This is a genomic window from Thalassospira sp. GO-4 (assembly GCF_023588965.1).
In the GTDB taxonomy this organism is placed as follows: Bacteria; Pseudomonadota; Alphaproteobacteria; order Rhodospirillales; family Thalassospiraceae; genus Thalassospira; species Thalassospira povalilytica.
Map to the genome: position 1 here is coordinate 3583224 of NZ_CP097807.1, position 11483 is coordinate 3594706.

Here is an 11483-nt window from a genome sequence, read left to right on the forward strand (position 1 = left end):
GCAGGCAAAATTATTGAAAGACGGTGCAGTTCCAACGACGAGTCGCCATATTCTGACGAAGAACCATGTTTGCCATCTGACGAAGGACAGGTCGTGACGGAAAGTGCAAAAAAGCAAACGCAGTCCATTTCGGCCCCATTCATGGGCGGTCCGAAACCTGCGGCGCCGATTCCGAAATATGAACCGGGTTCGGATGCGGCTTTGCGGGATCGTTTGCGTGGCACATCATCGGCGACGTCAATTGTCCCGGTCCAAAATGATGCTGATGGCATCAGTGTTGCGGGCATCGAAGGAATGATTGACCGCAAAAAGGCAAATGTCGCGACAAAGCTTGTTGAAACGGATCCTGATCAGGCGCTTCGGATTATTCGGAACTGGCTTTTGGAAGAATAAGGTTACCCGATCACGCCACCTGCGTGATTGTGGCTGCAAATTCGTGACATCATCGGTTTGTCTTCCGATAATTCCTTGGCAACAGGTGATTTTTTGTCATGCTGATGGCTTCCACGCGTAACGGGGGGCGCAAAAGGCCAATGACAGATTTTACCAAACTGATTTCACAACAGTTCACGGCATTTGATCCGGATTATGTGACGCAGCAATCGGCTTTTGCCGCCAAGCTTTCCCCTTTGCAGGACAAGTTGATCGAAATCCAGAAGACCGGCAACAGCATGGCCGCATCCGATCAGCAGATGATCGAATGCAAATGGCTGTTGATGTATACAGCCGACTGGAAAACGCTTTCGACCAAGATTGATGCCTTTGCGGCATCGCTTGATAATCGCGATCAGGACTGGGCCGGGAAACAGGTTGCAAGCGATGGGTCTTGGGGGCCTTGCTACGATCAGTGGTTTCTGAAGGTTGATGCCATGATCGATGCGGTCAATACCCTTGCCGATGAAGGGCAGGCACCGCAATACCCGTTGGCATTTCTTGCCCCGATAGCCACCCCGGAAAAAATGGTCGCGTGGCTTGAAAATCAAAAAACATCAAAGATTTACGCTGATGGTCTTGATCGTCGCGATGCACTGGGGGCCGTCAGTGCGGCCCTTTCACAAATGTGCTTCAAAAGCGAAATTCGCGACTATTTCCAGGCCAATGTAAAAGGGTTTGATCTGACCCAGGATTACATCGATGCCTATAAAAAGTGGCTTGATCGCTGGCAGGACGGGCAAAGCGGTTATTGGGGCGGGTGGTTCGATACACCCGATCAGGGCGTGCTTAAAAGCAGCGATCTTAGCCTGACCTTCCACAATATTTCCTATCAGCACGGTAAGGTCGATTTATGGACCGAGATTTTCCAAACCACGCTGGCGATCCGCGATGACGCTTATCCGTTCGGCTGGAAGCACAATGGCGATTTCAATAACCACAATAACTATGACGTAACCAAGATCTTCGATCTGGGCTGGTCAAAGGTCGATGCCGATACCCAAAAGGCAGCCGCATCTGACATCGCACTTGTCCTGGACTGGTGTTTGACAAAGTCGATGACACCCGATGGCGGATTTATCGATGACCCGACCTTTTATAATTCGGTCGGGGCTGCTTATTACTACGGTGTTTCGTTCCTTGATCAGGCGGGGTATTTCGGCACAACAGCACCGTTTTGGACAGACAAGCCGTTCCCCGACGGGCCGGCGCTTTGCTGCAAAATCCAGAAAAATATTAAAGCCGAAGGTCTTGATGATGATGAGGCAAAGGCAGCATTGGAAAAGCTTGTCGATGCATGCGGTAATTGCGCCTGATCGGTTGGCAAACCGGTCAAATCTGTTCGGGGGTTGGCGAAACAGCGGTGCCGATCCCCATATGGAATAAAGAAGAACAACAACTGGTCACGAGGTTTCGCATGACGGACCGTAAAGACATCGATCTGGCTTCGCTGCGTGTGCGTCTTGAAGAAAGGCGCGCTGACATCCTGGCACATTCAAGCCATTCAGAAGACTATCGAAAACCTGTCGAGCTGGATCAGCAGGCGGTTGGGCGGTTGTCACGCATGGACGCACTTCAGAACCAGCAAATGCATCTGGAACAGGAACGTCGTCGTAGTGCTGAACTCGACCGGATCGAAAAGACGCTCAAGCGGATGGACGATGACGAATATGGCCATTGTCATAATTGCGGTGAAGACATCGACAAACGGCGTCTGGAATTTGATCCGACCACACCGCTTTGTGTCGAATGTGCAGACAAGGTTCGTCATGTCTGAGATTTGCAGCCGGCTTTATCGCATCAGCGCGGGGAACTGACGTGTCGCAATGCGATCAACGATACCGGCTGTTATCGCGATACCAAGTTGTTGGTCTGCTGGTTTTGCTTGTCATATGGACATGGCAAAGCCCCGCATATGCGCAAGGGACCTGTGCACCGGTAAGGTCGCCCAAGGCAATGCTTGAGTTCAATCACAAGGACCCGATGCTTGATCGTCACCGGTCGGTACGATGGTTAAATAGTCGCGCGGGCGGTGGATCGCGTTATCTGGTGGCCGGACTGACCGAATATGAAATGCGGGCATCATTTGACATGCGGTTTGAGCCGCGCGAAGTCGGGTTTGGGCGGTATTGTCTGGATCCGGTGCGGGTCAGCCCAAAGGTCGATGTCGTCAAACATCTGGTCTATATCGCATCCGAGCTCGAACGCGGGTCATGCGAATATGATGTGGTTTACGCCCACGAAGGCGAACATGTGAAAGTCAATCAGGGCATGGAAGCCGATATTCGCGCCGCCCTTGATGACCTGGTCAATGATGTTGTGGGCAAGGTCAGTGCGATGTTCCCGCTTTCTGCGGATAATGTGCCATCCGCGATCAAGCGGCTATTGTCGGAATATGGTCGGGATTTCAAGCGCCGGCTGCGCGATATTGACCGGCGCCGTCGCGAAGAACAGCGCCAGATCGACACCCCCGAAGAATATCAACGACTGTCCTTGGCCTGCGGTCCGAATTCAGCATTCCAGACCGTTTTGCAACAAGCCATCCGGTAGTGGGGATATCACCCTGTCTCGTCGGGCAGGGTGTCGGTTTCATCAAGCCCAGCCACTTCCCTGATCCCGTCAAGGTCCAGTCGGAAGACATTGCGTGACAAGAAGGCAAGCAAGTCCGCCCGCCTGAAATCGGCGATGATACGGCTTGCCGTTTCCGTGGTGATACCCAGCATCGCCCCGATATCTTCGCGGCCGGGCAACTGACAGGTGCCGGTTTCGGGATCGTTCAGAAACAGACACAGACGGGCCACCCGTTCGCGGGCTGTCCCGGTCGACATCTGGGTCAGCCAGTTATCTGAATCCATCACTGCCTGATGCCAGCGATTAAGGACCTGTTTGTGCAGACGGGGGCTTTCGCGATCCAGTTTCTCGATCACGGCAATCGGAATGCGGCAAAGCTGACTGTCCTGAATGGCTTCGGCGTGATGGGTGAAGCAATCACTGACGATGGCTTCAAGTCCGATGGTGCCGCCGGGTCGCACAAGTCGCACAACCCGTTGATTGCCGTCCGGAAGATAGTGGACAAGTTTTACGAGACCACTGCGCAAGGTATAAATCGATTGGGCCTGATCGCCGGAATTGTAAAGCGTACCGCGTTTCGGAAGAGTAATGTCTTCGACCGGCATATGAACGAGTTTGAAATCCTCGTCCGTCATATTGTTAAACAGCGCAAACTTTCGCACGCCACAATCGCGGCACCGCGCAAGGTCGGGTCGGAATGTATAGCTTACTGAATGGTTCACACGTTCCGCCTATCAAGGAGCTATATACAGGTAGCGTGACGTCAGATGAAAAGTTTAATCAATCCAAACCATTGACCAATGTACCGGTTTCATTTGTTAAATCAATATAAAGTCGTATCTAGCACGTCACAAACCAGATCGGAACCGGACGATCAGGCGTTGGTGTCGAGCGTGACCAGACCTTTTTCGATTGCGTAACGGACAAGACCGGCAGAACTGTCGATATCAAGTTTGCGCTTGATGTTGCGGCGATGGGTTTCAACTGTTCGCACACTGATATCGAGTTCGCGGGCAACGTGCTTGTTGCTGGCCCCTTTGGCAAGAAGACGCAAAACGGTTCGTTCGCGCGTCGTCAGCGGCACGCCGTCACTGTTGCTGCCTTCGCCGGCACTGATGCGATCAAAGGTCGAACTGTATGCTTCGCCGCCATTGGCGATGGTTTCAATCGCGCGAACCATGTCGTTGGATGAAACATCCTTAAGGATGAATCCCTTGGCGCCAGCCTGCTGGGCGGTGCGCAGATATTCCGGGTTTTCATGCATCGACAGAATAACAACCTTGGTATCCGGAAGCGTTTCGCGGAACTTTTCGGCGGCTTCAAGCCCGTTCATGACCGGCATTGAAATATCCATCAATACGACATCGGGGCGCAATTCACCGGCCAGCGAAAGGGCTTCGACGCCGTTGCTGGCTTCCCCAATGATGTTGATGTGATCAAAACATTCCAGCCGCGAACGAATGCCATCCATCACAAGCGCATGGTCATCGCACAGCAAGATACGCAACGGGCGGTCATTGGAATAGATTTGATTGGCACTGTTCATTGATCGAAACTTGGTCCTGTCGATGGGTATGGTTGCCAGCCCAGATTAACCGCTGATTCGCCCGTCGGGTAGATCATTCTGGCTGGTGGCGGGAATAAATGCGGTAATTTTGGTTCCGTCATCGGGTTCCGAGCGCACGGAAAGACCACCGCCATGGAACTCCATGCGTTCGCGCATGTTGCGCAATCCGATCCCGGCGCGCGGGTCGCGGTTACGGATATAACGGTTGGTTTCAAAGCCCACACCGTTATCGGTGATGCGCATGACCACGCTGGTGCCTTCGCGCTTGATGGATATCTTGATCACAGTTGCATCTGCATGGCGTTCAATATTGGTCAGTGTTTCTTGCAAGACACGATAAAGCGTTGTCTTTTTGGCCATATCAAGCTGGTTGTCGATATTGTCGATCTTGACTTCCATGAGGATGCCCGACCGGTCCTGCAATTCGGCGCACATGCTTTCGATTGCGGGTTTCAGGCCAAGATCATCAAGAACCGCCGGACGCAAATCGCGCGAGATACGCCGGACTTCGTGAATGGCGTCCTGCAACCGTTTGGCGGCCTTTTCCATCGGTTCAATCGCATTTTCGCGGTTCTGCCCGATCCGCGCGATTGCGGTTTCAACCGAATATTTGACCGATACCAGAATCTGACTGATGCCGTCATGCAGTTCGCGCGACACCCGAAGGCGTTCCTGTTCCTGGACATCGACCACGCGATGGGTCAGTTCCTTGAGCTTGGAATCGGCAAGCTTGCGTTCCGAAAGCGTGACCACAGTTCCGGAAATGCCAACCAGCAAGACCGCAAGAATGGTGACACCGATGATGGAAATTGTGGTTTCGCGGATATGGGTGGAGACCTCTGCCTCGATTTCGGTCACTTGTTCGGCAATGTCGTCGATATAGATGCCGGTCCCGATCATCCAGTCCCATTTATCAAGCATCAGCGAATAGGTGATCTTTTCGGTCGGCTCGCCGGTTGAGGGCTTTTCCCAGACATGGCGCATGAAATCGCCACCCTTTTCGGCATTGAATATCAGCCCCTGAATGACCGAATTGCCGTTGATGTCACGCAAGTTCCAATAGGTCCGCCCAACCCGCCATGGTTGGGGCGGTTCAACAAGCGCGGTGCCGTCGCGGTCGTAAATGAAGAAATAGCCGTCCTCGCCATAGGTCAGATCTTCGATAATCGCCTTTACCCGTTCCTTGGAAACAGCATCCAGCGGGCTTGCCACCGAATAGATATGGTCAATCGATGCCATGGCGAGCTCAAGATAACTTTTGAGCTCCTCCTTGCGGGCTTCAAGGATGTTGCGTTCAAAAGTCCTGATTTCGGCTTCGGCCAGTCTTTCGGCCTGCGCAAAGACCAGCCATGAGATGGCCGATGCGGCAAGAACCAGTGGCAAAATGGAAAGCAGCAGGAACTTTAGTCGAAGATTGAGCTTCGGCATGGGCGCGACCGTTCTGGGAATTGGGTGTTTCAGGCGTGGGCGGACAATAACATATCTGAGACAAAAGTCCCCAAAGATCACGGATTTGCACGTCACCGTTCACGTGGAAAGGCGATTTTCGTTCCGCATGGTGAAAAGCGGCTGGCCTTGCTTTTGCGTGATTGGTATTACCAATTCATGAGATCATGCTTTGACAGGGAGAGGGCAATGCGCATATACCAGAACCGACGCCTGCCCACCGGGCGCCAAAAGCTCTGGATGCATTGCACAAGATCTCAGCGTGCAGGCATCTTGTTCCGCCACAAAAGGTATGGCGTTGCAGGCATCCCGCACCGCAGCGCATTCCGGGACCATATCGTGGCGTTTCACTTGGTTTTGGCAGGCGCGCACAGGCACGTTCCTGCCAGGAAAATGTGGTAGGAGCCCGGTGTCAATGACGCGTTCTGCACCTAAGCGTATCCGTAAACTTCTGGTCGCCAACCGTGGCGAAATCGCGATTCGTGTTTTGCGAGCTGCCAACGAACTTGGCATTCGCACCGTTGCGATTTTCTCTGACGAGGACCGGTTCGCCCTTCACCGTTTCAAAGCTGATGAAAGCTATACGGTGGGCAAGGGCAACAAACCCATTCGCGCCTATCTGGATATTGAAGACATTCTACGGGTGGCACGTGATGCCGACGTGGATGCAATTCACCCCGGATATGGTTTCCTGTCTGAAAATCCGGAATTCGCTGATGCCTGTGCCGAGGCCGGAATTCAATTTATCGGTCCTGATTCCGATGTCATGCGCACGCTTGGCAACAAGGTGTCTGCACGTAATCTGGCCGAAAGTGCAGGCGTGCCTGTCATGCCGGCATCCAGTGCGCTTCCCGAAGACATGAAGGAAGTCACGCGCATCGCCGAGGAAATCGGCTATCCGCTGATGCTCAAAGCCAGCTGGGGCGGCGGTGGCCGCGGTATGCGGGTCATCGAAAATGGCAAGGACCTTGCCAATCAGGTTCTGGCAGCACGCCGCGAGGCCGAGGCGGCCTTTGGCAATGGCGAAGTGTATTTCGAAAAGCTGATCCGCCGTGCGCGGCATGTCGAAGTTCAGCTTTTGGGCGATACCCACGGTACGTTGGTACATCTTTATGAACGCGACTGTTCGGTTCAGCGCCGAAACCAGAAGGTTGTCGAACGTGCACCGGCCCCGTATCTGAATGATGAACAGCGTCAGGAAATTTGTGATGCTGCCATTCGGCTCGGGACGGCGGCAAACTACGTCAATGCCGGTACGGTCGAATTCCTGATGGATGTTGATACATCCAAATTCTATTTCATCGAGGTCAATCCGCGTATTCAGGTCGAACACACCGTGACCGAATGCGTCACCGGCTTCGACCTGGTCAAGGCACAGATCCTGATTGCCCAGGGTGGTCGCATCGGTTTCCCTTCAGAAACTGGTATTCCGTGGCAGGACAAGATCAAGCTGCGTGACCATGCGCTTCAGTGCCGCATCACGACTGAAAACCCGGAAAACAACTTTGTCCCCGATTACGGGATCATCAAGGTTTATCGCGGGGCCAACGGTTTTGGCATTCGTCTGGATGGTGGCACGGCCTATTCCGGGGCGGTGATCACGCCATTCTATGACAGTATGCTGGAAAAGGTCACCGCATGGGGCAGCACCCCGCGCGAAGCCGTTGACCGCATGGACCGTGCATTGCGCGAATTCCGAATTCGCGGGGTGGCGACCAACCTGGCCTTCCTTGAAAACCTGATCAACCATCCGAAATTCCGCGCGGGTGAATATACCACGCGGTTTATTGATGAAACGCCCGATCTGTTCAAGTTCGTGCGCCGTCGTGACCGCGCAACGCGTTTGCTGCGCTTCATTGGCGAGGTCGCGGTCAATGGCAACCCGGAAGTCGAAGGCCGCGTTGTCCCGACCAATCTGCATGATCCGGTCATGCCGAAATCGATTGATCTGGGTGAAATTCGTCCGGGCACCAAGCAAAAGCTTGATCAATTGGGACCGGAAGGTTTTTCACGCTGGATGAAAGACCAGGAACGTGTCCTGATTACCGATACCACCATGCGTGATGCGCATCAGTCGCTTCTGGCAACGCGTATGCGTACCTATGACATGCTTGAAATTGCGCCATATTATGCGCACGGCCTTCCGGAACTGTTTTCGCTGGAATGCTGGGGCGGGGCGACGTTTGATGTTGCCATGCGCTTCCTGAAAGAAGATCCGTGGGACCGTCTGGTCAAGCTGCGCGAACGGGTGCCAAACATCCTGACCCAGATGTTGCTGCGGGCGTCAAACGCGGTGGGATATACCAACTATCCTGACAATGCGGTGGATTACTTCGTCAAACAGGCGGCTGAACATGGCATGGATGTTTTCCGTGTGTTTGATTCCCTGAACTGGGTAGAAAACATGAAGGTCGCGATGGAATCGGTTCTCAAGACCGATAAACTTTGCGAAGCGACCATTTGTTATACCGGCGATATCTATGACAAGAGCCGCCCGAAATATAACCTTGATTACTATGTGAATATGGCGCGCGAGCTTGAAAAATCTGGTGCGCATATTCTGGGCCTTAAGGACATGGCCGGGGTTATGCGGCCAGCAGCGGCGACCGAGCTGATCAAGGCGCTTAAGGATACGGTCAATATCCCGATCCATTTCCACACCCATGATACCAGCGGCATTTCCGCGGCAACGGTAATTGCAGCGATTGATGCCGGGGTGGATGCGGTTGATGCCGCAATGGATTCAATGTCGGGTCTGACATCGCAGCCAAGCCTGGGCTCGATTGCCAATAACTATATCGGTCAGCCGCGTGATCCGGGGCTCAAGGCCGAGGCACTTAAGGAAGTGTCGACTTATTGGGAACAGGTCCGTCGTTACTATGCCGGCTTTGAAAGCGACATTCGCAGCGGCACGTCCGATGTCTATGTCCATGAAATGCCCGGCGGCCAATATACCAACCTGCGTCAGCAGGCCCGTGCATTGGGGATCGAGGATCGCTGGCCCGAAGTTTCCAAGGCCTATGCCGCGGTCAACAAGATGTTTGGTGATGTCGTCAAGGTCACGCCAAGCTCCAAGGTGGTTGGCGATATGGCACTGATGATGGTGACATCGGGCCTGTCCGAGGAAGACGTTCTTGATCCCAAAAAGGATATCGCCTTCCCCGACAGTGTGATTTCGTTCTTCCGCGGTGAAATCGGCCAGCCGGTCGGCGGCTTCCCGCCCGCCCTTCAGCGCAAGGTGCTTAAGGGCGCCGAGGCGCTGACAGATCGTCCGGGCAAGTCATTGCCGCCGATTGATTTCGAGGTCACCCGCAAGGAAATCGAAAAGAAGACGCACCGCAGCAACATCAGCGACGCCGAAGTGGCATCCTATGTGATGTATCCCAAGGTGTTCCTTGATTATGCCGAACATCGCAGTCACCACGCCGATGTATCCATTCTGCCAACACCGGTCTTCTTCTATGGGATGAACCAGAATCAGGAAATCTCGGTTGATCTGGAAAAGGGCAAAACCCTTGTCATCCGATATTTGGCGACGTCCGAATTCGGTGACGAAGAAGGCCATCGCACAGTGTTCTTCGAACTGAATGGCCAACCCCGCACAGTCAAGGTCGCGGACAAGACGCTGGCGGCTTCGGGCAAGGCAAAACCGAAGGCCGAAGACGGCAACAAGCTGCATGTCGCAGCCCCGATGCCGGGTCTTGTGGTCGAGGTACATGTCGCCGAAGGCCAGAAGGTCAAGTCCGGGGACGTGATGTGTTCACTTGAAGCCATGAAAATGGAAACCGCAGTTCACGCGGAAAAGGACGGTATCGTGGCCAAAATCCACGCACCGGCCGGTACACAGGTCGACAGCAAGGATTTGCTGGTCGAATTGAAGGAGTAACTACCGATGCTTAGGATGCCTGAGCCGAACCAGAACACACTTGCGCGTCGCAAGGACATTATTGCGGCCATGCGTGACATTGTTCCCGCAACCGGCGGCGTAATCGTCGATGAGGATCAGCTCAGGCCCTATGAATGTGACGGGTTGATGGCTTATCGCCAGCTCCCGATGATTGTGGTCCTGCCCGAAAATACCGGGCAGGTCGCAGCCATTCTTAAATATTGTCACGAAAACAAGGTGCGCATTGTCCCGCGGGGGGCCGGTACCGGACTTTCCGGCGGGGCTTTGCCGATGGCTGATGCCATCACGATTTCGATGATGAAGTTCAATCGCGTTCTTGAAATTGACTGGGACAACCGGGCGGCTGTTGTGCAGCCCGGTGTCACCAATCTGGGGATTACCCGCGCGGTCGAACATAAGGGTTTCTATTACGCGCCGGACCCGTCCAGCCAGATCGCCTGTTCGATTGGCGGCAATATCGCCGAAAATTCCGGCGGCGTGCATTGCCTGAAATACGGTTTGACGACCAACAATGTGTTGGGCGTTGAAATGGTCACGATCGAAGGCGAAATCCTGCGCGTCGGCGGCAAGGGCCTGGATCAGGCGGGATATGACCTGCTTGGTCTGATCACCGGATCCGAAGGGTTGCTTGGCATCGTTACCGAGGTCACGGTTCGCATTTTGCGTAAACCCGAAACGGCACGCGCGCTGTTGCTTGGGTTCAATTCATCGGAAGAAGGCGGTAAATGCGTGGCGGCTATCATTGCCGCCGGGATCATTCCGGGCGGCCTTGAGATGATGGATGCCCCGGCGATCAAGGCGACCGAGGATTTCGTCCATGCGGGATATCCGCTGGATGTGGAGGCATTGCTTCTGGTCGAGCTGGATGGACCCCAGGTCGAAGTTGATTACCTGATTGATCAGGTTGGCAAGATCGCGACCGATTGTGGCGCGATCTATTCACGAATTTCCGAGAATGAGGAAGAAAGGCTTCTGTTCTGGTCGGGGCGCAAGAATGCCTTTCCGGCCATCGGGCGCATTTCCCCCGATTATATGTGTATGGACGGCACAATCCCGCGCGGCCGTCTGGCCGAAGTCCTGACCGGGATGCAGGAATTGTCCAAGCGACACGGTCTTGGCGTTGCCAATGTCTTTCATGCCGGTGATGGCAATTTGCATCCGCTGATCATGTTTGATGCCAACAAGGCCGGCGATCTTGAAAAGGCCGAGGCATTCGGTGCCGACATCCTGAAACTATGTGTCGAGGTTGGCGGCGTGCTGTCTGGCGAACATGGCATCGGCGTCGAAAAACGTGATTTGATGGGCGAAATGTTTACCCAAGACGACATGATGCATCAGGAACGGATCAAGATGGCCTTTGACGAGGATCAGCTACTTAATCCGGGCAAGGTATTCCCGACCTTGCATGGCTGTGGCGAGCTCAAGACACTTCATGCCAAGGCCGTTGCCGACAAATTCCCCGATATCCCGCGCTTCTAGGTCGGAATTCAAACAAGACCGTCGATCATAAGACGCAACAATAAAGCCAAATATCAGCATGTCGTTTCCCGCAAATCCGGC

At 54.0% G+C, this 11483-nt stretch carries 9 protein-coding genes; 6 read left to right on the forward strand and 3 right to left on the reverse strand.

Annotation, left to right across the window (positions count from 1 at the left end; translation table 11 throughout):
- The first annotated feature begins 93 nt into the window (after positions 1-93).
- From M9H61_RS16415 to M9H61_RS16430, 4 genes are all read left to right on the forward strand, one after another.
- Positions 94-393, forward strand: coding sequence for a hypothetical protein (locus tag M9H61_RS16415; RefSeq protein ID WP_250281727.1), 300 nt, complete (start codon positions 94-96; stop codon positions 391-393).
- A 140-nt stretch (positions 394-533) separates the two neighbouring features.
- A complete protein-coding gene (locus M9H61_RS16420) occupies positions 534-1748 on the forward strand; it encodes a hypothetical protein (protein WP_250281729.1) in 1215 nt (404 codons plus the stop codon).
- A 101-nt stretch (positions 1749-1849) separates the two neighbouring features.
- On the forward strand, positions 1850-2209 hold the full coding sequence (locus M9H61_RS16425; RefSeq protein ID WP_250281732.1) for a TraR/DksA family transcriptional regulator: 360 nt from the start codon (positions 1850-1852) through the stop codon (positions 2207-2209).
- Positions 2210-2388: 179 nt separating this feature from the next.
- Positions 2389-2982 (forward strand): hypothetical protein, encoded by a 594-nt coding sequence (locus M9H61_RS16430; RefSeq protein ID WP_233432962.1) that lies wholly within the window; start codon positions 2389-2391, stop codon positions 2980-2982.
- An 8-nt stretch (positions 2983-2990) separates the two neighbouring features.
- On the opposite strand, the gene M9H61_RS16435 is transcribed toward M9H61_RS16430, so the two are convergent.
- The 3 genes from M9H61_RS16435 to M9H61_RS16445 form a co-directional block, all read right to left on the reverse strand.
- Positions 2991-3725 (reverse strand): Crp/Fnr family transcriptional regulator, encoded by a 735-nt coding sequence (locus M9H61_RS16435; RefSeq protein WP_114112810.1) that lies wholly within the window; start codon positions 3723-3725, stop codon positions 2991-2993.
- 152 nt (positions 3726-3877) lie between these two features.
- The gene (locus M9H61_RS16440; protein ID WP_101245345.1) at positions 3878-4549 is read right to left on the reverse strand and encodes a response regulator transcription factor; all 672 of its coding nucleotides are present in this window, start codon (positions 4547-4549) and stop codon (positions 3878-3880) included.
- Between the two features lie 45 nt (positions 4550-4594).
- Positions 4595-5998, reverse strand: a complete 1404-nt coding sequence (locus M9H61_RS16445) for a cache domain-containing protein (RefSeq protein WP_101245346.1) — start codon at positions 5996-5998, stop codon at positions 4595-4597.
- 433 nt (positions 5999-6431) lie between these two features.
- Here M9H61_RS16445 and pyc point away from each other — a divergent pair, with 433 nt between their 5' ends.
- Both pyc and M9H61_RS16455 read left to right on the forward strand, forming a co-directional pair.
- Positions 6432-9902, forward strand: coding sequence for a pyruvate carboxylase (gene pyc, locus M9H61_RS16450; RefSeq protein ID WP_250281733.1), 3471 nt, complete (start codon positions 6432-6434; stop codon positions 9900-9902).
- A 15-nt stretch (positions 9903-9917) separates the two neighbouring features.
- Positions 9918-11402, forward strand: coding sequence for an FAD-linked oxidase C-terminal domain-containing protein (locus M9H61_RS16455; protein ID WP_206927127.1), 1485 nt, complete (start codon positions 9918-9920; stop codon positions 11400-11402).
- Positions 11403-11483 lie beyond the last annotated feature (81 nt).